Here is a 23,004-nt window from a genome sequence, read left to right as displayed (position 1 = left end):
AATGTTAGTTTATAAAATTAGGTTAGTTGTTTTTTGATTATTCTTCTTCTACCGTAAATTTGTAGACAGTGATTTGCTGATATTCATCACCCGGCAGCAAAGTAGCCGATGGGAAATGAGGTTTGTTCGGAGTATCCGGGAAACACTGTGCTTCGAAGCAGATGGCGCTTCTTGCAGGGAATGTGGCACCGTGTGCACCTTCGAATCCGTTGAGCCAGTTGCCGGTATAAAGTTGTACGCCCGCTTCGGTTGTGTACACTTCCATGATACGTCCGCTTTCCGGGTCTTTGCAAGTGGCAGCCAGGTCGAGTGAGCCGCTTTCAATCTTGTTCAATACATAACAGTGGTCATATCCTGCGCCAAATACCAGTTGCTGGAATTTGTCGTCGATACGTTCGCCTACGGTATGCGGAGTACGGAAATCCATCGGAGTGCCTTCTACTTTGGCAATTTCTCCCGTTGGGATGGAAACTTCGTCGATTGGCGTATAGAAATCAGCGTTGATAGTAACAATGTGATTGTTGACAGTAGGAGTAGGGGTGGCGATGCCGGCGAGATTGAAGAAACCGTGGTTAGTCAGATTTACCACTGTGGCTTTGTCGGTTGTAGCACGATATTCGATAGTCAGTGCGTTTACTTCGTTTTCCAACCGATAGGTCATTTCTACTTCGAGATTACCGGGGAAACCTTCCTCTCCGTCTTCAGAAACATAGTTGAATTGTACCGTACTCTCGTCAATCTGGATAGCATCCCAAACGCGGGCATGGAAACCAGTGGGACCGCCATGCAGGGAGTTAGGCCCGTTGTTGATAGTGAGTTCGTGCTCTTCGCCGAATAGAGTGAATTTACCCTTGGCGATACGGTTGCCATAGCGTCCGATAGTCGTACTCAGGAAAGGTTCCGGGCTGTTGACTACATGGTCGATACTGTCGTGTCCGAGAATCACATTAGCATACTTACCGTTTTTGTCCGGTACCATAATAGAAAGAATGGCGCATCCGTAATTGGTTACAGCTACTTCCATTCCCTTTGTGTTTTTGAGGATAAATAAATCTGTTTTCTTATCGTTTATCTCCTTTTGAAAATCTTCACGGCTGAGCCCTGAAAGATTCCCTTCTGTTGGGAATGTGTTATTCATGTCTGGTATTATTAAAATTTCCTGCAAATAAAAGGAAATTCTTTCTTACTCACAAATTATTCCGACTAAATATAAGAGGTGGTTTAGGAAAGTTTAGCTTTCTTACTTTATGTTCCTTATTTTTTGCGGTACGATTTTTTTCAAAAAGATTTTCATCTTCCTTTTCTTAAAAAACAAACTATTTTTTGTATGTTTGTTCCCGGATTGTAACAATCCGAGCGAATTTAATCTAAGTTTATAACAAGAAAAACAAAAATGTATCCATTAAAATTCGAACCGATTCTGAAGCAGACGCTTTGGGGGGGCGACAAGATTATTCCGTTCAAGCATTTGAACTCAGACTTGAAAGGAGTAGGAGAGAGCTGGGAGATTTCCGGCGTTGAAGACAATGAATCCGTAGTGGCTAATGGCCCGGATAAAGGTTTAACCTTAACCGATATGGTAAGAAGGTATCGCGAGGAATTGGTGGGCGAAGCTAACTATGCGCGCTTCGGTAATAAATTTCCGTTGCTCATTAAGTTTATCGATGCCCGACAGGATTTGTCAATCCAGGTGCACCCGGCAGATGACTTGGCGAAAAAACGCCATAACTCGATGGGAAAAACCGAAATGTGGTATGTGGTAGATGCCGACAAAGGAGCCAAATTGCGTTCGGGATTTTCTGAACAGATTACTCCGAAAGAATATAAAGAACGCGTGTTGAACAATACGATCACCGACGTATTGCAAGAGTATGAAGTCCATCCGGGAGATGTATTCTTCCTTCCCGCCGGACGCGTGCATAGCATCGGTGCCGGTTCGTTTATTGCCGAGATCCAACAGACCTCTAATATTACGTACCGCATCTACGACTTCAACCGCAAGGATGCGAACGGTAAAACACGTGAACTTCACACCGATTTAGCACGCGAGGCCATCAACTACGAAGTATTGGATGACTACCGTACTAAGTACGATGCAGTGAAGGACGAACCGGTAGAATTGGTTGCCTGCCCTTACTTCACGACTTCTCTGTATGACATGACCGAAGAAATTAGTTGTGACTACTCGGAACTCGACTCATTCGTGATTTTTATCTGCATGGAAGGTGCATGCAAAATGAGAGACAATGAAGGTAACGAGTTGACAGTTAATGCTGGTGAGTCTATCCTGCTTCCTGCTACCACTCAGGATGTCACTATTACTCCTGAAGGGGGAAATGTGAAGTTGCTGGAAACATACGTGTAATCTTATCTTGCATATAGTTAAGGTCATCCGACTTTGTCCCGTTATAGTGACGGACAAAGCCGGATGACTTTTTATTGTATGTAATGAAGATGATTAATGATGCATTATAGAGCCTTAGGGAAACGAAAAAGCAAAGCATCGCTTTGTGCCTGCTAAAGCTATGCTTTACGATTGCTAAAGCATAGCTTTAGAACTCGCAAAGCACTATGTTATTAACAGGTACAGTAGGTACACTTTTTCCGGGGCTCCTAACACACACACACACACACACGCATGTGTGTATATACGCGCCCGCGCATATAATAATGTACACGCGAAAAAAAAACTTATATATGGGTTTGATTTGATACTTATATCTGTTCGTGTTCCGAATAATTTCGAATTACGCAATGTATAGTTGCGGGTAGTATGAATTATGATGAATACTAGAAATTCTGATCAGCTTTTTTGTTGTTCCATACCTTATTATTACGCGCACGTGTGTGGAAAATGAAGAGGGTGTACCTGCTGTACCCGCTGTACCTCTCCGGTTGTTTAATACCCCATGAATAAGTATGAAAAATGAGTCAGTATAATCTCATTTCAAACTCCTGAAATACTTCCGCACCTTCCGCATAATCTTAACTCCCATCATTACTCCATCAAAGACAGCCATACCCGTATTGAACGAGCGCATGATGGCGTCCGCCTTATTGGCTGTCGGAGCAACAGGGGCGAATATTTCGCGGGTGGTAGTAATTATAGCCTTTTTCTGGACCTGAATCTCACTTTGTAATTGCTTTTTACGTTCGGCAATTTCTTCTAAAGTATATTTATGTACAGTTTGCGGACTCATAACTTATTTATTTGAATCGGTTAGAAATAAATTAGCGAGGAAGTTGACTAAGGGTGAGATGATAAGCCGCTTCCGGAAAATGACAATGATGGCAATGAGGACAACATTGATACCTGCAATAATGGCAAAGCTTGCCATGAGTCCACCAACGAATGGTTCCAAAATATAAGCCAGTGTGAAAAATAGATAAAACAGGGCTACCATGCCAAGAATAATTAGTATTAAAACCATGATTAACGTTGAGAAAAGTATGGTTAACTTTTCTGTTAATTCTAATTTGGCATATTCTTTTTGAAGTTCCAAATACTTCTTGAACTCGAAAAATAACTGTTGAAAATTCTCAATACTTTTATCATTCCCAAACATAGTTGCTCTGTTTTTAGTCTTTTGTTACTCACTTACTCTGCTATTTCTCCTTTCATCTCGGCAGCAATCTCGTCCACGAGATTTTCCATTTCACTGCGGTTGAGCTTGATTCCTTTCTTACGTAGAATCTCGGCGATCTTGTTACGGGTATCTTCTCCCTTTTCAGGAGCAAATAAAATACCAAGGGCTGCGCCTACGGCTGCACCACCCAAAAAAGCTGCTAATACATTCAATCCTTTCATAATTTGTAATATTTAAAATGATTACGATACAACAAATATAACATTTTTATCGAAAGGTTGTTCATGAAAACGAAGAAAAAGTGCTTAGTTTTATAATTCTTTTTTCTTTTATGGTTTAATCTTATTTAACGGGCTTTCGAGACTAACCAATATGACTTAAGGCGTACTTTTGCTACCGAATATTATAAACCAAAACATAATGGATAATAAAATTGTTTTAATAACCGGCGCAACCAGTGGAATTGGTAAAGCTTGTGCCCGTAAATTTGCGAAAGAAGGATGGGATTTGATTTTGAACGCACGTAATGCTTCGAAATTGGAGGAGTTGATATATGAGTTGAAGGTGGAATATCCCAAGGTGGTGACGTGGTCATTTCTTTGTGATGTGCGTAACCGCGGACAGATTGAGGCTGCATTGGAAGAGTTGCCGCCGGAATGGGCTGAAATTGATTTGCTGATAAACAATGCCGGACTGGTGATTGGAGTGGATAAGGAATTTGAAGGCAGCCTGGACGAATGGGATATCATGATCGATACGAATATAAAGGGATTATTGGCAATGACGCGTCTTGTGGTTCCGGGCATGATAGAACGTGGACGGGGACATGTTATCAATATCGGTTCTATTGCCGGTGACGCGGCTTATCCGGGCGGAAGCGTGTACTGCGCTACCAAGGCTGCCGTGAAGGCTCTTTCGGATGGCTTGCGAATTGACTTGGTCGATACTCCGTTGCGGGTTACGAATATCAAGCCGGGCATGGTAGAGACTAACTTCTCGGTAGTACGTTATCGGGGTGATAAAGAAGCTGCTGATAATTTCTATAAGGGAATCCGTCCGTTGACGGGAGATGATATTGCCGAAACAGTTTATTTTGCAGCATCGGCTCCGGAACATATTCAGATTGCGGAAGTGCTTTTGATGCCGACAAATCAGGCAACAGGCACTATTTCGTATAAGAAAAAGCAGGAATAGACGTTTTTTTGACGGATTTCTTTGCCGGATGATAAAATTTCTATTATTTTGTTGCCCGAAACTAAATATAGATAGACGGGAACGTTGAATTATTAATTAAAACAGAGTATAGGATTATGAAAAAATTAGTCGTATTAGGAATGGGAGTATGCTTGGTTCTGGCATTTACATCTTGTAAATCCAGCGAAAGTGCCTATAAGAAAGCTTATGAGAAAGCAAAACAGCAGGAATTGGCAGAACCGCAAGTGGAAGCTCCGGTAGAAGTGACTCCGGTAGTTGTAGCTCCTGTGACAACGCCTAAAGTGGCAGATACATCCGGCGTTCGCCAGGAAAAGGTTACTGTGGTTTCCGGCAATGAAGGATTGAAAGATTACAGCATCGTGGCTGGTAGCTTTGGTGTAAAGGCAAATGCCGAAGGTCTGAAAGACTGGTTGGATGCACAAGGTTATCATTCTACTATCGCATTTAATGCAGACAAGGCAATGTATCGCGTGATTGTCAGCTCATTTGCTGATAAGATGGCTGCTGCTGAAGCCCGTGACGCATTCAAGGCTAAGTACCCGAATCGTTCAGATTTCCAGGGAGCTTGGTTGCTGTATCGTGTATATTGATTTCTTTTTGGTAATATATATTGGAAAGGACAAGCGTTTTTTCCAAATAAGAAGGCGGTAACTGGGAAGTTACTGCTTTTTTATTGAAAGAGGAAAGTGTTATTCCGTTTAGATATTTTTATCTTTCTACTAAAAGAAGTTATAAATGATAGTGGGGAAACTTTTATAGCAAAGAAAGTTTTTACTTTTGTCAATTCTTAATTTGGAGAATTTACGGCCTTGGTATAAATAAGGTATTAATGAAGGAATTAAATGGAAGAAAAATATGTAATGGCTGCTATCGACGCAGCATTAAAAGCTGGTAAAGAAATACTTTCTATCTATGAGGATCAGGCATCGGATTTCAAGATAGAGCGAAAGGCTGACAACTCTCCGCTGACAATAGCAGACAGAAAGGCACATGAGACAATTGTGGCTATTTTGAATGATACTCCTTTTCCTGTTCTTAGTGAAGAAGGGAAGCATATGGGGTATGAAGTCCGTAGTCAGTGGGATACTTTGTGGATTGTGGATCCGCTGGACGGAACGAAAGAGTTTATCAAGCGTAACGGAGAATTTACCGTAAATATAGCTTTGGTGCAGAATTCTGTCCCTGTGATGGGGGTTATTTATGTACCGGTAAGAAAGGAACTTTATTTTGCGCTTGAAGGTGTGGGAGCTTATAAATGCTCCGGTATTATCGGCTTGGAAGATGACAGCGTGGCATTGGAACAGCTGATAAAGGAATCGGAACGGATGCCTTTGGAAGATGTCCGCGATCATTTTATTGTGGTGGCTTCCCGTTCGCACCTCTCACCTGAAACGGAAGAATATATCGCAGATTTAAAGAAGAAACATGGCAGCGTTGAATTGGTATCAAGCGGGAGCTCTATTAAGATCTGCCTGGTTGCAGAAGGAAAGGCTGATGTGTATCCGCGTTTCGCTCCGACGATGGAGTGGGATACGGCTGCCGGACATGCGATAGCACGTGCCGCCGGAATGGAAGTGTATCAGGCCGGAAAAGACGAACCTCTACGATATAACAAGGAGAATTTATTGAATCCGTGGTTTATCGTTGAGCCAAAAAGAGAACACTAATTAATGTTTATATGACATTTGAAATTGTATTTGTACTATTGTCCCTATTAGGAATGGTAGCTGCCTTGGTTGCGGATAAGATGCGGCCGGGCATGATACTTTTTTCGGTAGTGGTATTGTTTTTGTGTGTAGGTATCCTGACTCCTAAAGAGATGCTTGAAGGGTTTAGCAACAAGGGGATGATTACCGTTGCTTTGCTGTTTCTGGTCAGTGAAGGTATTCGTCAGTCGGGTACACTGGGACAGGTGATAAAGAAATTGTTACCTCAGGGTAAGACAACAGTGTTTAAAGCGCAGTTGCGTATCTTGCCTTCGGTCGCTTTTATCTCTGCTTTCCTGAATAATACTCCTGTTGTGGTCATTTTCGCTCCGATTATCAAGCACTGGGCAAAATCGGTGAAGCTCCCTGCTACAAAATTCCTGATTCCTCTTTCATATGTGACTATCCTGGGTGGTATTTGTACGTTGATCGGTACTTCTACCAATCTCGTGGTGCACGGAATGATATTGGAAGCAGGATTTGAAGGGTTTTCCATGTTTGAACTGGGAAAGGTGGGGATTTTTATAGCGATTGCCGGAATTATTTATATATTTCTTTTCTCCAAACGGTTGCTGCCGGATGCCCGTCCGGATACAGCAGTACCGGATGAGGATGTAGAGGAAGGGGAGAGGCTGCATCGGGTGGAAGCTGTTTTGGGCGCCCGTTTTCCCGGTATCAACAAGAAACTGAAGGACTTTAATTTCCAGCGTCATTATGGGGCGGAAGTGAAGGAGATCAAGACACGTAGCGGACAGCGGTTCGTGACGAACCTGGATGAAGTGGTGCTTCACGAAGGTGATACGCTTGTGGTGATGGCGGATGATACATTTATTCCGACTTGGGGGGAGTCTTCGGTATTCGTCCTGTTGACAAACGGTAATGAACCAGATACTACCGGAAAGAAAAAACGTTGGTTTGCTTTGCTGCTGTTGGTCTTGATGATTGTCGGCGCAACGGTAGGTGAACTTCCGGTCACCAAAGAATTGTTTCCGGATATCAAACTGGATATGTTTTTCTTTGTTTCTATTACTACGATTATCATGGCGTGGACAAATCTGTTTCCTGCCCGTAAATATACCAAATATATTTCGTGGGATATTCTGATTACTATTGCCTGCGCGTTTGCTATCAGTAAGGCGATGGTGAATTCGGGTGTGGCTGGCTGTGTGGCGAAGTTTATTATCGGGCTAAGTGATGATTACGGGCCGCATGTATTGCTTGCCATGTTGTTTATCATCACGAATTTGTTTACGGAGTTGATTACGAACAATGCGGCGGCCGCTCTGGCATTCCCGTTGGCGCTGTCTATTGCCGCCCAGTTGGGAGTAAGCCCGACGCCTTTCTTTGTCGTAATCTGTATGGCTGCGTCTGCCAGCTTCTCTACGCCTATCGGCTATCAGACTAATTTGATTGTGCAAGGTATCGGTAACTATAAGTTTACGGATTTTGTCCGTATTGGTTTGCCGCTTAATATCATTACCTTCCTGATTTCTGTTATTCTGATTCCGATGATTTGGAACTTTTAATAAAACTAATTTATAAATGGAAGAAAAGAATCATATATATCCCATATTCGACCGCATGATGACGCGGCAGGATAAAGAGGAACTCCTTGGACAGCATAGTGTGATGATTTGGTTCACCGGATTGAGTGGGTCGGGGAAAAGTACAATCGCTATTGCGTTGGAGCGCGAACTTCACAAGCGGGGATTGCTCTGCCGTATCCTGGACGGAGATAATATCCGTAGCGGTATAAATAATAACCTGGGATTCTCGGAGACTGACCGGGTGGAAAATATACGTCGTATAGCCGAGGTTTCCAAGTTGTTTTTGGATAGCGGTATTATTACGATTGCCGCGTTTATCAGTCCGAATAACGATATCCGTGAAATGGCGGCAAATATTATCGGCAAGGAAGATTTCCTGGAGATTTTCGTAAGTACTCCGTTGGAAGAATGCGAAAAGCGTGATGTAAAGGGGCTGTATGCGAAAGCGCGGAAAGGAGAGATTCAGAACTTTACGGGAATCTCCGCTCCGTTTGAAGTTCCGGTGCGTCCGGCTTTATCACTGGATACTTCAGAATTGAGTCTGGAAGAATCGGTGAACCGTTTGTTGGAGTTGATTTTGCCCAAAGTGAAAAAGAATGTTTAGTAGAAGAATAAAATCATTATTTTAGTAATGGAAGAATATAAATTAAGCCACTTGAAGGAGCTCGAAGCAGAGTCTATTCATATCATCCGCGAGGTGGCTGCGGAATTTGAGAATCCGGTGATGCTTTACAGCATCGGAAAGGATTCTTCGGTGATGGTGCGCTTGGCTGAAAAAGCGTTTTATCCGGGTAAAGTGCCATTCCCGTTGATGCATATCGATTCGAAATGGAAATTCAAAGAGATGATTCAGTTCCGTGATGAATATGCAAAGAAATACGGATGGAATCTGATTGTGGAAAGTAATATGGAGGCTTTTCATGCAGGCGTTGGGCCTTTCACGCATGGAAGTAAAGTACATACGGACTTGATGAAGACGCAAGCGTTGCTCCATGCATTGGATAAATATAAGTTTGATGCTGCGTTCGGCGGCGCCCGCCGTGATGAAGAAAAGTCACGTGCCAAAGAACGTATCTTCTCATTCCGTGATAAATTCCACCAGTGGGATCCGAAAAATCAGCGTCCCGAGTTGTGGGATATTTATAATGCCCGTGTGCATAAGGGGGAAAGTATCCGCGTATTCCCGATTAGTAACTGGACAGAATTGGATATTTGGCAGTATATTCGTCTGGAGAATATTCCGATTGTTCCGCTTTATTATGCCAAAGAACGTCCTGTTATCAACCTGGATGGAAATATCATTATGGCGGATGATGAACGTCTGCCTGAAAAGTATCGTGACCAGATTGAGATGAAAATGGTGCGTTTCCGTACATTGGGTTGCTGGCCATTGACAGGCGCGGTGGAAAGTGGAGCCGCTACCATCGAAGAGATTGTGGAGGAGATGATGACTACTACTAAGAGTGAGCGTACCACCCGTGTGATTGATTTTGACCAAGAGGGTAGTATGGAACAAAAGAAACGTGAAGGATACTTTTAATTGGAATTGGAAATGGCAGATAATAAATTAGATATAAAGGCTTTTCTGGACAAGGATGAACAGAAAGACTTGCTGAGACTGTTGACCGCCGGATCGGTAGATGATGGAAAATCAACGCTGATCGGACGTTTGTTGTTTGACAGTAAGAAATTATATGAGGATCAGTTGGATGCGTTGGAACGTGACAGCAAACGTGTGGGGAATGCGGGTGAGCATATCGACTATGCATTGCTGCTTGACGGTTTGAAGGCCGAACGTGAACAGGGTATCACGATTGACGTGGCTTACCGTTACTTCTCTACCAATGGTCGTAAGTTTATCATTGCGGATACTCCGGGACACGAACAATACACACGTAATATGATTACCGGCGGCTCTACAGCCAACCTGGCGATTATTCTGGTGGATGCCCGTACGGGAGTGATTACGCAGACACGCCGCCATACTTTCCTGGTGTCTTTGCTGGGTATCAAGCATGTGGTATTGGCTGTCAACAAGATGGACTTGGTGGACTTCTCGGAAGAACGCTTTAATGAAATCGTTGCAGAGTACAAGAAGTTTGTGGCTCCGTTGGGAATTCCTGATGTGAATTGTATTCCTCTTTCTGCGTTGGATGGAGACAATGTTGTAGATTTGTCAGAACGTACTCCGTGGTATAAAGGAACTTCCTTGTTGGATTTCCTGGAAACTGTCCATATTGACAATGACCATAATCTGACTGATTTCCGTTTCCCGGTTCAATATGTGCTTCGCCCGAATTTGGACTTTAGAGGATTTTGTGGCAAAGTTGCGTCCGGTATCATCCGTAAGGGAGATCCGGTGATGGCTCTTCCTTCAGGCAAAACGTCTAAGGTGAAGAGCATCGTGACTTATGACGGAGAATTGGATTATGCTTTCCCGCCGCAGTCTGTGACGTTGACACTGGAAGATGAAATTGATGTGTCTCGTGGCGAAATGCTTGTGCATCCTGATAACCTGCCGATTGTTGACCGTAATTTCGAAGCGATGATGGTATGGATGGACGAAGAACCGATGGATGTTAATAAATCATTCTTTATCAAGCAGACTACCAATTTGAGCCGTACTCGTATTGATGCGATTAAGTATAAGGTGGATGTGAATACAATGGAACATCTGTCTTTGGACAACGGACAATTGACAGAAGAAACTTTGCCTTTACAACTGAATCAGATTGCCCGTGTGGTGCTGACTACTGCGAAGGAACTGTTCTTTGACCCCTATAAGAAGAATAAGTCTTGTGGCTCGTTCATTCTGATTGACCCGATAACCAATAACACTTCAGCAGTGGGTATGATTATCGACCGGGTGGAGATGAAGGATATGAGCAATACGGATGATATTCCTGTACTGGATTTGTCAAAGCTGGGAATTGAGCCGGAACATTATGAAGCTATAGAAAAGGCGGCGAAAGAGCTGGAACGCCAGGGATTTGCCGTGAAAATAATAAAATAAGATAGTATGGGATTACTCGAATTTAATAAACTTCCGATTAATACACTGGTAGGTGCCGACTGGAAAACGTTTAAGGCAATCACTGCCGGTCGTGAAATTGATGCGGCCTATAAGGGTAAATACCGACTGACAAAGGCTGTATGCCGTTTGCTTTCTCCATTGGCTGGGCTGCAAAATAGCCGGTATGAAAAACGGTTGGCTAACCAACCGTTGGAACATGACCCGGTATTTATCCTGGGGCATTGGCGGAGCGGAACGACTTTCGTGCATAACGTATTCTCGTGCGACAAGCATTTTGGGTATAATACAACGTACCAGACTGTATTCCCTCATTTGATGATGTGGGGGCAGCCTTTCTTCAAGAAGAATATGAGCTGGCTGATGCCGGACAAGCGCCCGACGGATAATATGGAACTGGCTGTGGATCTTCCTCAGGAAGAGGAATTCGCATTGTCGAATATGATGCCGTATACGTATTATAATTTTTGGTTTTTGCCAAAATATCAACAGGAATATGCTGATAAGTACCTGCTGTTTGACGACATCACGGATGCTGAACTGAAGGTTTTTGAGGAGGTGTTTACAAAACTGATTAAGATTTCTTTGTGGAATACACAGGGGACACAGTTTCTTAGTAAGAACCCGCCACATACGGGCAGGGTGAAAGAACTGGTGAAAATGTTCCCGAACGCTAAGTTTATCTACCTGATGCGTAACCCGTATACTGTATTCGAATCTACACGCAGTTTCTTTACAAATACGATTCAACCGTTGAAATTGCAGGATATAAGTAATGAACAATTAGAGGAAAATATCCTTTCTATCTATGCAAAGCTTTATCATAAGTACGAATCGGATAAACAGTTCATTCCTGAAGGAAACTTGATTGAAGTGAAGTTTGAAGATTTTGAAGCGGACGCGATGGGTATGACGGAGAATATTTATAAGTCTCTTTCCATCCCCGGATTTGCCGAAGCACGCGGAGATATAGAAAAGTACGTAGGCGGCAAGAAGGGGTATAAAAAGAATAAGTATAAATATGATGACCGGACAATTCAATTGGTAGAAGAAAACTGGGATTTTGCTTTGAAGCAATGGGATTATAATTTATAAGAAGAAAAAAGAAAGGAAAGTAATGATTCAGAAAATCGTTCATCGCCTGTTGGTGACAGGTTTCGTGGCATTTTTTTCTTCCTTGTCTTTGATGGCGCAACATAGGGTGGAAATGGTTCCTTTTGGAGACATGAACCAGTGGGTAGACCGTCAGATAAAGGAGTCGGGCATTATTGGTGGGAATACAAAGAATGTATATGCGATAGGGCCGACGTCTGTAATCAAGGGAGATCAGGTTTATAAAAATATGGGTGGGTCGCCTTGGGCTACTTCGAATGTGATGGCAAAGGTGGCAGGTGTTACGAAGACAAATACTTCGGTTTTCCCGGAAAAGAGGGGAGACGGATACTGCGCCCGATTGGATACACGCATGGAAAGTGTGAAGGTGATGGGACTCGTTAATATTACAGTATTGGCGGCTGGCTCTATTTTTACTGGTTCGGTACATGAGCCGATTAAAGGTACTAAGAATCCGCAGAAGATGTTGCAGACGGGTATCCCGTTTACCAAAAAACCGGTTGCCCTTCAGTTTGATTACAAAGTGAAGATGTCTGATCGGGAGAACCGTATCCGTGCTACCGGTTTCAGCAAGATAACGGATGTTCCCGGCAAAGATTTTCCGGCGGCTATCCTGTTTCTGCAGAAACGTTGGGAAGATGCGGAAGGAAATGTGTATGCCAAACGTATAGGTACGATGGTGACTTACTATTATCATTCGACGGACTGGAAGAATAATGCTTCTTATGAAATTATGTATGGTGACATTACGGATCGTCCTGAATATAAAGCTCACATGATGCGCCTGCAAGTGACCGAAAGCTATACGGTGAACAGTAAGGGTGAAAGTGTGCCTATCCATGAAGTGGCATGGGGAGATGAAAATGATGTTCCGACTCATATGTGTCTTCAGTTTACGTCCAGCCATGGCGGTGCTTATATCGGTTCGCCGGGAAATTCATTGTGGATTGATAACGTGAAGTTGGTATATTAATAGAAGGATACAACCAAAATATGAAAAATGACCGGTGGTGTGATTTACTATCGGTTATTTTTTTTGTTTTGATTCTTCTGTAATAAATGCCCTCAGAAGGCTTCTGAACTTATATGACACTTTTATCATTCCATAAAAAACTATGTCCGAATGAAAATTTACGTGATTTTTTGTTTGTGTTATATTAAATATCTATATTTGCATTAATTTTAGAGAAAAGGACAATGAATATTGTCTCTTTGTTAGGAATGGACGTTAAGGTCTATTGCCATCTTGAAAGGCAATTGAAATATATTATTTACTAAAATAAATTGAGATGAAAAAGGGTTTATTGTTTATTTTATTGGCAGCAGTCTCAGTATGTCTGCCTGCTCAAGAAAAAGAAAAAGCTGCAAAGAGCTACAGAGTAGAAACAAATCTCTTTGGCGCTAATTGGTTTATCAGCGGTGGTGTTGGTGCACAAATGTACTTTGGTGACAACGACAGTAAGGCTAGTTTTGGAAAACGTCTTGCTCCAGCACTTGATATTGCTGTTGGTAAGTGGTTTACTCCGGGATTGGGATTACGTGTTGCGTATAACGGTCTTCAGGCTAAAGGCGCATCTCCGGAAGCTGATGACCTTTATGTAAAAGGCGGCACCTATTCTAATGGGTATTACAAACAAAAATGGAATGTTGCTAATTTCCATGGTGATGTAATGTTCAACCTTTCCAATATGTTCTGTGGATATAATGAAGAACGTGTTTATTCATTTATTCCTTATGTAGGTGTTGGATTGGTGCATTCATGGACAAAACCGACAGAGAACAATTTAGGTTTGAATGCAGGTTTGATTAACCGTTTCCGTCTTTCTCCGGCATGGGATCTTAATGTAGAATTACGTGGATTACTGATGAAGAATGCTTTCGGTGGTGCAGGTAAGGAAGGTATGGCCGGTTTGACTGTAGGTGTTACTTATAAGTTCAAGAAACGCGGTTGGGATGCTGTTCCTACTGTTCCTATGGTTCCGGAAAGCCAGTTGAACGACCTGAGAGACAGGGTTAACTCTTTGAAGGGTGAAAACGAATCTCTGAAACGTGACTTGGTTGAAGCACGTAACAAGAAACCGGAAGTTATCGTTAAGAAAGAAGTTGTATCTGCTATCCCACGTCTGGTTGTTGTATTCAATATCGGTAAGAGCAATATCGCTAAGAGAGAATACATGAACATCGAGACTATGGCTAAAGCTATCAAAGAAAATTCTGGTAAAGTATATACTGTAACAGGATATGCTGATAAGGGTACCGGTTCTGCTGAGTACAACATGAAGTTGAGTAAGAAGAGAGCTGAAGCTGTTCGTGACTTGATGGTTAACGAATTTGGTGTTCCTGCTTCTCAATTGAAGGTTGATTACAAGGGTGGTGTAAGCAATATGTTCTATGATAGCGCTAAACTGAGCCGCGTAGCTATTGTTGAAGAATAATATACATTTGAAATATTACAATAAAAGAGACGTTTCCTTTCACGGGAAGCGTCTTTTTTGTATTTTTGTGCCCCATGAGCAGAATTGTAGCAATAGATTATGGAAGAAAGCGCACAGGGATAGCTGTCAGTGATACTATGCAACTGATTGCAAACGGTTTGACAACAGTGCCTACGCATGAGCTTCTGAAGTTTATCGGTGATTATGTAGCCAAAGAACCGGTAGAACGGATTATTATCGGACTGCCTAAGCAGATGAATAATGAGGTCTCGGAAAATATGAAAAATATAGAACCTTTTGTCCGTTCGCTGAAGAAACGTTTCCCTGATATTCCGGTTGAATATGTGGATGAACGTTTTACGTCTGTTCTGGCGCATCGCACAATGCTGGAAGCGGGCTTGAAAAAGAAGGATCGTCAGAACAAAGCATTGGTAGACGAGATAAGCGCTACAATAATTCTGCAAACATATTTGGAGAGTAAACGTTTTTAGTAGATGACAATAGAATAATTTAATTTATTAGTAGAATATAAAGATATGATTTTACCTATTTATGTATATGGACAGCCTGTTTTGAGAAAGGTGGCAGAGGACATAACTCCGGATTATCCGAATTTGAAAGAGTTGATTGCGAATATGTTTGAAACAATGGTGCACGCAGACGGTGTTGGGCTGGCTGCCCCGCAGATTGGTCTGCCTATCCGTGTTGTTACCATCACATTGGATCCGCTTTCGGAAGATTATCCTGAATTTAAGGATTTTAATAAGGCTTATATCAATCCGCATATACTGGAAGTGGCTGGTGAGGAAGTGTGTATGGAAGAAGGTTGTTTGAGCCTTCCCGGCATTCATGAAACAGTGAAAAGAGGAGATAAGATCCGCGTGAAATATATGGACGAGAATTTTGTAGAACATGAGGAAGTGGTAGAAGGTTACCTGGCTCGTGTCATGCAGCATGAATTCGATCATTTGGACGGTAAAATGTTCATTGATCATATCTCTGCGCTTCGTAAACAGATGATTAAAGGAAAGCTGAATACGATGCTGAAAGGGAAAGCACGCAGTTCTTATAAGATGAAACAGGTGAAATAAAGATAAAAAACGTTTATATCCCTGTTAAGTAAACGAAAAGCATTATTTTTGCTTCGTTTACAAGCATAAAATGTCGATGATAAAAAGAATATTAACAGTATTATTACTGTTCCCCACGCTGGTATGTGCTCAGATAAATACGGATCGGGTGATGACTATCGCCCGAAACGCTCTTTATTTTGAGGATTATGTACTTTCTATCCAGTATTTTAACCAGGTGATTAATGCGAAGCCTTATTTGTATGAACCTTATTTCTTCAGGGCGTTGGCTAAACTGAACCTGGAAGATTTTCAAGGTGCTGAAATAGACTGTGACGCAGCTATTCAGCGGAATCCGTTTGTGGTAGGCGCTTATCAGGTTCGTGGTTTGGCAAGGATTCGTCAGAGTAAATTTGACGGGGCTATTGAAGATTATCAGAAAGCTTTGCATTATGATCCGGAGAACATCACTCTGTGGCATAATCTGACATTATCCCATATTCAGAAGAAGGATTATGATTCTGCGAAAGAAGACTTGGAGAGTTTGCTGAAAGTGTCTCCGCGTTATACTCGTGCGTACCTGATGAGGGGTGAGGTGTCTTTGCAGCAAAAGGATACGATTGCTGCTTTGAATGACTTTAATAAAGCGCTTGAACTGGATAAGTATGATCCGGACGCATGGTCTGCAAGAGCGATTGTGAAATTGCAGCAGTCTAAGTATGCGGAAGCTGAGTCAGACTTCGATCGGGCTATTCATTTAAGTGCCAAGAATGCAGGAAATTATATTAATCGTGCATTGGCACGATTCCACCAGAAAAATCTGCGGGGTGCTATGAGCGATTATGACCTGGCACTGGATATTGATCCTAATAATTTTATCGGGCATTATAACCGTGGCTTGCTTCGCGCGCAGGTAGGTGATGACAACCGGGCGATTGAGGATTTCGATTTTGTGATTCAGATGGAGCCGGATAATATGATGGCTATATTTAACCGTGGCTTGCTTCGTGCACAGACGGGTGATTATCGTGGTGCGATAAAAGACTACACAACTGTAATCGACCAGTATCCCAACTTCCTTGCCGGATATTACCAACGTTCGGAAGCCAGACGGAAGATTGGTGACAAGAAAGGGGCGGAACAGGACGAGTTTAAAGTCATGAAGGCGCAGATCGACAAGCAGAACGGTGTGACGAATAAAGATGTAGCCCAAAATCAGAATAAAGAAAAAGACGGTGAAGACGAGGAGGGTGAAAAGACCCGTAAGAAGTCAGATAAGAATATGAATAACTATCGTAAGATAGTCATTGCTGACGACTCTGAAGCCGAACAACGCTATACGAGCGATTATCGTGGACGTGTGCAGGATAAGAACGTGAATATTACACTGGAACCTATGTTCGCATTGACTTATTATGAGAAAATGAGTGATGTGAAGCGTTCTGTTAATTTCCACAAATTCGTTGAGGATTTGAACCGTTCGGGTGTGCTTCCGAAACGTCTCCGTATCACAAATATGGAAGCTCCGTTGACGGAAGAACAAGTGAAGTTCCACTTTGCTCTGATCGATACGCATACATCTGCTATTGTAGCGGATGAAAAGAGTGCTCCAAAACGCTTTGCCCGTGCAATTGATTTTTACCTGGTACAGGATTTCTCAAGTGCCGTTTCCGATTTGACGCAAACGATCCTGTTGGATGGGGATTTCTTCCCGGCATACTTTATGCGTGCTCTTATCCGCTGTAAGCAACTGGAATATCAGAAGGCGGAACAAGCTGCTGAAACAGAGACTTTGGGTGACAAGCGCAAGGAGATTACGGCGGTAGATTATGAAGTGGTGAGAAAAGATTTGGATAAAGTAATCAATTTGGCACCGGATTTTGTTTATGCTTATTATAATCGTGCGAATGTTTCTGCCATGCTGAAAGATTATCGCGCGGCAGTGGCCGACTATGACAAGGCTATCGAACTGAATCCGGACTTTGCGGATGCATATTTCAACCGGGGGCTTACTCATATTTTCTTGGGTAATAACAAACTGGGTATTTCTGATTTGAGTAAAGCCGGTGAGTTGGGCATTGTTTCCGCTTATAATGTAATCAAGCGTTTTACGGATCAGACGGAATAACATTTTTTTGATAAAAAATGGAAAACTCAAAAGATTTAGTTACTTTTGCGTTCAAATTGTGAAAATATAACATAATCATATTATGATAAAGATAACATTTCCCGATGGCTCTGTTCGTGAGTATAACGAAGGAGTGAATGGTTTACAGATTGCAGAAAGTATCAGTTCGCGTTTGGCACAGGATGTGTTGGCATGTGGCGTGAATGGTGAGACTTACGATTTGGGACGTCCTATTAATGAGGATGCGAATTTCGTACTTTATAAATGGGATGATGAAGAAGGTAAACATGCCTTTTGGCATACAAGTGCCCACTTGCTGGCTGAAGCTTTGCAGGAACTTTATCCGGGTATCCAGTTTGGTATCGGTCCGGCTATTGAAAACGGATTCTACTATGATGTGGATCCGGGAGAAGCTGTGATTAAAGAAAGTGATCTGCCCGCTATTGAAGCTAAGATGCTGGAACTGGCTGCAAAGAAAGAAAATGTAGTCAGAAAGAGTATTGCTAAAACAGATGCTTTGAAGATGTTCGGTGATCGTGGGGAAACTTATAAATGTGAATTGATTTCCGAATTGGAGGACGGACACATTACTACGTATACACAGGGTGTATTTACTGACCTATGCCGTGGCCCTCACTTGATGACGACTGCTCCGATCAAGGCTATCAAGCTGACTGCTGTTGCCGGTGCTTACTGGCGTGGTCACGAAGATCGCAAGATGCTGACCCGTATTTATGGTATTACGTTCCCGAAAAAGAAAATGCTGGATGAATATCTGGTATTGCTGGAAGAAGCGAAGAAGCGTGACCACCGTAAGATTGGTAAGGAGATGCAATTGTTCATGTTCTCTGAAACGGTTGGAAAGGGACTCCCGATGTGGTTGCCGAAAGGTACTGCATTGCGTCTGCGTCTGCAAGAATTCCTGCGTCGTATTCAGACCCGCTACGATTATCAGGAAGTGATTACTCCGCCGATTGGTAATAAATTGTTGTATGTGACTTCCGGTCACTATGCAAAATATGGTAAGGATGCATTTCAGCCTATCCATACGCCGGAAGAAGGTGAAGAGTACTTCTTGAAACCAATGAACTGTCCTCATCACTGTGAGATTTACAAGAACTTCCCGCGTTCGTATAAGGATCTGCCTTTGCGTATCGCTGAATTCGGAACGGTTTGCCGTTATGAACAAAGTGGCGAGTTGCACGGTTTAACTCGTGTACGTAGCTTTACGCAGGATGATGCACATATCTTCTGTCGTCCGGAGCAAGTGAAGGATGAATTTCTCCGCGTGATGGATATTATATCTATCGTGTTCCGTTCTATGGATTTCCAGAATTTTGAAGCTCAGATATCATTGCGTGATAAAGTGAATCGCGAGAAATATATCGGTAGCGATGACAACTGGGAAAAAGCTGAACAGGCTATTATCGAAGCTTGTGCGGAAAAAGGCTTGCCTGCCAAGATTGAGTATGGAGAAGCTGCTTTCTATGGCCCTAAGCTCGACTTTATGGTGAAAGACGCTATCGGCCGTCGTTGGCAGTTGGGTACTATCCAGGTTGACTACAACTTGCCGGAACGTTTTGAACTTGAATATATGGGTTCTGACAACCAGAAGCATCGTCCGGTAATGATTCACCGCGCTCCGTTCGGATCTATGGAACGTTTTGTTGCCGTGTTGATAGAACATACTGCCGGTAAGTTCCCATTGTGGCTGACACCGGAACAGGTGGTTATTCTGCCGATCAGTGAGAAGTTCAATGAATATGCAGAACAAGTGAAGATGTATCTGAAGATTCATGAAATCCGTGCGATTGTAGATGACCGTAACGAGAAGATTGGTCGTAAGATTCGCGATAATGAAATGAAGCGCATTCCTTACATGCTGATTGTCGGTGAGAAAGAGGCTGAAAATGGTGAAGTTTCTGTTCGCAGACAAGGCGAAGGTGATAAGGGAACCATGAAATTTGAAGAATTTGCTAAAATTTTGAACGAAGAAGTTCAGAATATGATAAATAAATGGTAACTTTGCAGCCGTTTCAGAATAAAATATTTAGTATAACAATTAAAAGATCAAACTAGGAAGTAAACGTTTTTAATGAAGAATGACACTCTAAAAGGGCAATACAGAATCAATGAACAGATTCGTGCCAAGGAAGTTCGCATAGTAAGCGACGATATTGAACCGAAAGTATATCCTATCTTTCAGGCTTTGAAAATGGCCGAAGAGAAAGAACTGGATTTAGTGGAAATTTCTCCGAATGCTCAACCCCCTGTTTGTCGTATAATTGATTATTCTAAATTTCTTTATCAGTTAAAGAAACGTCAGAAGGAACAGAAAGCAAAGCAGGTGAAGGTTAATGTGAAAGAGATTCGCTTCGGCCCTCAGACAGATGACCATGACTACAACTTTAAGTTGAAGCATGCAAAAGGATTCCTGGAAGACGGTGATAAAGTGAAGGCTTATGTATTCTTTAAAGGTCGCTCCATCCTTTTCAAGGAACAAGGTGAAGTATTGCTGCTTCGTTTTGCCAATGATCTTGAAGACTATGCAAAAGTGGATCAAATGCCGATACTTGAAGGAAAGCGTATGACTATACAACTTTCTCCGAAAAAGAAAGATGTTCCTAAAAAGCCGGCGGCTCCGAAACCTGCTGCTCCTGTACAGAAAGCTGAAAAGCCGGAAACAAGCGAAGAATAAGAAAAGATGCGTAACGCGCAGGTATAGTGCGTTGCCATTATATATTTAATAATTTAAAAACAAGTAAGATGCCAAAGATGAAGACTAACTCCGGTTCTAAAAAAAGGTTTACCCTTACCGGAACAGGTAAAATCAAAAGAAAGCACGCTTTTCACAGTCACATTTTGACTAAGAAATCCAAAAAGAGAAAAAGAAACCTGTGCTACTCTACAACTGTTGATACAACAAATGTAAGCCAGGTGAAGGAACTCTTAGCAATGAAGTAATCAAAAGCGTAAAAGTATTATTAAAGTATTAACCGAATGCATTAGCCTGAAGTTCGCTGCGTGAAGTAGCGGCGCTAACATTCAAAAAAAGTAAAACTATGCCAAGATCAGTAAATCATGTTGCTTCAAAAGCAAGAAGAAAGAAAATTTTGAAATTAACCAGAGGTTACTTTGGTGCAAGAAAAAATGTATGGACCGTAGCTAAAAACACTTGGGAAAAGGGTTTGACTTACGCGTTCCGTGACCGTAGAAATAAGAAAAGAAACTTCCGCGCTCTTTGGATACAACGTATCAACGCTGCTGCACGTCTTGAAGGAATGTCTTATTCTAAATTGATGGGCGGTTTGCACAAAGCCGGTATCGAAATAAACCGTAAGGTTTTGGCTGATTTAGCAATGAATCACCCGGAAGCTTTCAAAGCTGTAGTTGCAAAAGCAAAAGCTGCTTAAGTTTCAACAGTTTACGATTTACAAAGTGTCAGATACTAAGCTAGTAACTGGCACTTTCCTTTTATCAGGCAGATGAAAAGGAATAAAAAAAATGTTAGTAGGCAAACAAAATCCTTTTTTTTCTTGCTAATCTCAGGGATTCTTATTACATTTGTGATACAAAAATATTAGCCGTATCGACTGGATCGGGAAACTCTTCAAATTAATCTGATGCACCGAGAAAGCTTCGTTCTTCAATGGCGGGCCACATCCTTCGGGACAGCTTTAAGCCGGTGGATTACAAAGAGGGCGAGCGCTCAAATCTTGTTCTATCAGAGTTTCATCACATCGTCGGTACGGCTTTCTTATATACTTTCCTATGATATTTTATTTTTCAGGTACAGGTAATTCCAAGTGGATCGCCCGGCAGCTATCCAAGGAACAGAAAGAAGAATTGGTTTTCATTCCCGATGCATTAAGGAATGAAACGTTGGAGTTTTGTCTGCAAGAAGATGAGAAGATAGGATTTGTGTTTCCAATCTATTCGTGGGCACCGCCTGAAATTGTATTTCGCTTTATCCGGAAACTTTCTCTGAAAGGATATAAAGGACAGTATTTGTTTTTTGTCTGTTCATGTGGGGATGATACCGGACTTACGCAGCAGGTGTTGACGAAGGCACTGAAGTCTAAGAGGTGGGAGTGCCATGCCGGCTTTTCTGTGACTATGCCTAATAATTATGTATTGCTTCCGGGGTTTGATGTGGATAGCAAGGAACTGGAACGTAAAAAGTTGGCAGAGAGTATTCCAAGCCTCAAAAGGGTAAATACTTTGATAAGTAGGAGGGAGTATGTATTTTCCTGTCATGAAGGGAGTATGCCTTTTATCAAGACAAGGATTATCAATCCTTTATTTAATAGTTTCCAAATGTCACCTAAGAACTTTTATGCTACGGATGCCTGTATTGGATGCAGGCGCTGTGAGAAGAGTTGCCCGGTGAAGAATATCACCCTTTCGGAAGGAAAGCCAGTGTGGGGAAAGGATTGCACCTCCTGTCTGGCATGTTATCATGTATGTCCTCAGCAAGCGGTGCAATATGGAAAAAGAACAAAAAGGAAAGGGCAATATTTCAACCCCAACTCCGGTTATTGATCTTTGATTTTAATACAGCAGTGGGATAAGTCCTCAATAATAGCAAGGCTTTCTACTCTGACTCCTTGTTCTTCTAATATTTTGCGGCCGTTTTGGAAGGCTTTTTCGATTATAAATCCCATTCCTACCAAATTAGCTCCGGATTGCTTGATGAGGTCGAGAACGCCTAATGCTGCGTTTCCGTATGCAAGGAAGTCGTCAACAAAGAGTATATTGTCATTAGGAGTGAGGAAATCGGCACTGATAACAACTTCATAGTCACGGTCTTTGGTAAATGAATGGACAGTGGTACTCAGTGCATTCTGAATGGTTTTAGGAGATTTTTTCTTGGCAAATACGACAGGTAAGTCCATTAGGTAGCCTGTCATGATAGCTGGGGCGATACCACTGGCTTCGATTGTCATAATCTTATTTACGTTTGTGGCTGCAAAACGGCGGACAAACTCAACTCCGATTGATTTCATCAGGACGGGATCCATTTGATGATTGATAAAACCGTCTACTTTCAGGATACCTCCTTCGTAGCATTTTCCGTCTTGCAGAATTCTCTTTTTAAGTAATTGCATGCTGTATGATATTAATTAATAATGTGCTAATATGCCATTCCGTTTGATGAAAGTTGCGGATGGT

At 42.2% G+C, this 23,004-nt stretch carries 24 protein-coding genes; 19 read left to right on the top strand and 5 right to left on the bottom strand.

The window, feature by feature from the left end; genetic code table 11:
• Positions 1-37 precede the first annotated feature (37 nt).
• Positions 38-1,138 (bottom strand): aldose epimerase family protein, encoded by a 1,101-nt coding sequence (locus AB5443_RS00965; protein ID WP_073348349.1) that lies wholly within the window; start codon positions 1,136-1,138, stop codon positions 38-40.
• A 255-nt stretch (positions 1,139-1,393) separates the two neighbouring features.
• Here AB5443_RS00965 and AB5443_RS00960 point away from each other — a divergent pair, with 255 nt between their 5' ends.
• Positions 1,394-2,365, top strand: coding sequence for a type I phosphomannose isomerase catalytic subunit (locus AB5443_RS00960; protein ID WP_368113049.1), 972 nt, complete (start codon positions 1,394-1,396; stop codon positions 2,363-2,365).
• Positions 2,366-2,942: 577 nt separating this feature from the next.
• Here AB5443_RS00960 and AB5443_RS00955 read toward each other — a convergent pair.
• From AB5443_RS00955 to AB5443_RS00945, 3 genes are read right to left on the bottom strand one after another with little or no spacing between them, the layout of a single operon-like run.
• Positions 2,943-3,200 carry a hypothetical protein gene (locus tag AB5443_RS00955; RefSeq protein WP_073348351.1) on the bottom strand — a complete coding sequence of 86 codons (258 nt, stop codon included), beginning with the start codon at positions 3,198-3,200 and terminating at the stop codon, positions 2,943-2,945.
• A 3-nt stretch (positions 3,201-3,203) separates the two neighbouring features.
• Positions 3,204-3,566 (bottom strand): phage holin family protein, encoded by a 363-nt coding sequence (locus AB5443_RS00950; RefSeq protein ID WP_073348352.1) that lies wholly within the window; start codon positions 3,564-3,566, stop codon positions 3,204-3,206.
• Positions 3,567-3,598: 32 nt separating this feature from the next.
• A complete protein-coding gene (locus AB5443_RS00945) occupies positions 3,599-3,808 on the bottom strand; it encodes a YtxH domain-containing protein (RefSeq protein ID WP_044653389.1) in 210 nt (69 codons plus the stop codon).
• Positions 3,809-4,007: 199 nt separating this feature from the next.
• Between AB5443_RS00945 and AB5443_RS00940 the strand changes: the two genes are divergently transcribed.
• From AB5443_RS00940 to AB5443_RS00855, 18 genes are all read left to right on the top strand, one after another.
• Entirely contained in the window at positions 4,008-4,781 is a 774-nt protein-coding gene (locus tag AB5443_RS00940) for an SDR family oxidoreductase (RefSeq protein ID WP_288360948.1), read from the top strand.
• 116 nt (positions 4,782-4,897) lie between these two features.
• Positions 4,898-5,392, top strand: coding sequence for an SPOR domain-containing protein (locus AB5443_RS00935; RefSeq protein ID WP_368113048.1), 495 nt, complete (start codon positions 4,898-4,900; stop codon positions 5,390-5,392).
• A 252-nt stretch (positions 5,393-5,644) separates the two neighbouring features.
• Positions 5,645-6,469, top strand: a complete 825-nt coding sequence (gene cysQ / locus AB5443_RS00930; RefSeq protein WP_368113047.1) for a 3'(2'),5'-bisphosphate nucleotidase CysQ — start codon at positions 5,645-5,647, stop codon at positions 6,467-6,469.
• A gap of 11 nt (positions 6,470-6,480) precedes the next feature.
• Positions 6,481-8,034 (top strand): SLC13 family permease, encoded by a 1,554-nt coding sequence (locus AB5443_RS00925; protein WP_368113046.1) that lies wholly within the window; start codon positions 6,481-6,483, stop codon positions 8,032-8,034.
• Between the two features lie 16 nt (positions 8,035-8,050).
• Positions 8,051-8,659 (top strand): adenylyl-sulfate kinase, encoded by a 609-nt coding sequence (gene cysC, locus AB5443_RS00920; protein ID WP_368113045.1) that lies wholly within the window; start codon positions 8,051-8,053, stop codon positions 8,657-8,659.
• Between the two features lie 27 nt (positions 8,660-8,686).
• On the top strand, positions 8,687-9,595 hold the full coding sequence (gene cysD, locus AB5443_RS00915; RefSeq protein ID WP_004313239.1) for a sulfate adenylyltransferase subunit CysD: 909 nt from the start codon (positions 8,687-8,689) through the stop codon (positions 9,593-9,595).
• A 12-nt stretch (positions 9,596-9,607) separates the two neighbouring features.
• A complete protein-coding gene (gene cysN, locus AB5443_RS00910; protein ID WP_368113044.1) occupies positions 9,608-11,068 on the top strand; it encodes a sulfate adenylyltransferase subunit CysN in 1,461 nt (486 codons plus the stop codon).
• Between the two features lie 6 nt (positions 11,069-11,074).
• Positions 11,075-12,181, top strand: coding sequence for a sulfotransferase (locus tag AB5443_RS00905; RefSeq protein ID WP_073348355.1), 1,107 nt, complete (start codon positions 11,075-11,077; stop codon positions 12,179-12,181).
• A gap of 22 nt (positions 12,182-12,203) precedes the next feature.
• A complete protein-coding gene (locus AB5443_RS00900) occupies positions 12,204-13,172 on the top strand; it encodes a PCMD domain-containing protein (protein WP_195407036.1) in 969 nt (322 codons plus the stop codon).
• 316 nt (positions 13,173-13,488) lie between these two features.
• Positions 13,489-14,634, top strand: a complete 1,146-nt coding sequence (locus tag AB5443_RS00895) for an OmpA family protein (RefSeq protein ID WP_073348357.1) — start codon at positions 13,489-13,491, stop codon at positions 14,632-14,634.
• 74 nt (positions 14,635-14,708) lie between these two features.
• The gene (gene ruvX / locus AB5443_RS00890; RefSeq protein ID WP_044654664.1) at positions 14,709-15,125 is read left to right on the top strand and encodes a Holliday junction resolvase RuvX; all 417 of its coding nucleotides are present in this window, start codon (positions 14,709-14,711) and stop codon (positions 15,123-15,125) included.
• Positions 15,126-15,170: 45 nt separating this feature from the next.
• Positions 15,171-15,725 carry a peptide deformylase gene (gene def / locus AB5443_RS00885; RefSeq protein WP_368113043.1) on the top strand — a complete coding sequence of 185 codons (555 nt, stop codon included), beginning with the start codon at positions 15,171-15,173 and terminating at the stop codon, positions 15,723-15,725.
• 76 nt (positions 15,726-15,801) lie between these two features.
• Positions 15,802-17,832 carry a tetratricopeptide repeat protein gene (locus AB5443_RS00880; protein WP_044654666.1) on the top strand — a complete coding sequence of 677 codons (2,031 nt, stop codon included), beginning with the start codon at positions 15,802-15,804 and terminating at the stop codon, positions 17,830-17,832.
• Between the two features lie 82 nt (positions 17,833-17,914).
• Positions 17,915-19,855 carry a threonine--tRNA ligase gene (gene thrS, locus AB5443_RS00875; RefSeq protein ID WP_368113042.1) on the top strand — a complete coding sequence of 647 codons (1,941 nt, stop codon included), beginning with the start codon at positions 17,915-17,917 and terminating at the stop codon, positions 19,853-19,855.
• Positions 19,856-19,927: 72 nt separating this feature from the next.
• Positions 19,928-20,530, top strand: a complete 603-nt coding sequence (gene infC / locus AB5443_RS00870) for a translation initiation factor IF-3 (RefSeq protein ID WP_044654661.1) — start codon at positions 19,928-19,930, stop codon at positions 20,528-20,530.
• A gap of 68 nt (positions 20,531-20,598) precedes the next feature.
• A complete protein-coding gene (gene rpmI / locus AB5443_RS00865; RefSeq protein ID WP_004297539.1) occupies positions 20,599-20,796 on the top strand; it encodes a 50S ribosomal protein L35 in 198 nt (65 codons plus the stop codon).
• 98 nt (positions 20,797-20,894) lie between these two features.
• Positions 20,895-21,245, top strand: a complete 351-nt coding sequence (gene rplT, locus AB5443_RS00860) for a 50S ribosomal protein L20 (protein WP_004297540.1) — start codon at positions 20,895-20,897, stop codon at positions 21,243-21,245.
• Positions 21,246-21,603: 358 nt separating this feature from the next.
• Complete coding sequence (locus AB5443_RS00855; RefSeq protein WP_368113041.1) at positions 21,604-22,374, top strand: EFR1 family ferrodoxin; 771 nt, start codon at positions 21,604-21,606, stop codon at positions 22,372-22,374.
• Here the strand turns inward: AB5443_RS00855 and xpt are convergent.
• Positions 22,368-22,940: a xanthine phosphoribosyltransferase gene (gene xpt, locus AB5443_RS00850; RefSeq protein ID WP_022136608.1), complete on the bottom strand. Its 573-nt coding sequence runs from the start codon at positions 22,938-22,940 to the stop codon at positions 22,368-22,370. The genes AB5443_RS00855 and xpt overlap by 7 nt on opposite strands.
• Positions 22,941-23,004 lie beyond the last annotated feature (64 nt).

Source organism: Bacteroides sp. RTP21281st1_H5_RTP21281_210402, assembly GCF_040918965.1.
In the GTDB taxonomy this organism is placed as follows: Bacteria; Bacteroidota; Bacteroidia; order Bacteroidales; family Bacteroidaceae; genus Bacteroides; species Bacteroides congonensis.
The sequence above is the reverse complement of the archived record's forward strand: the minus strand, read 5'-3'. Positions and strand labels throughout refer to the sequence as shown.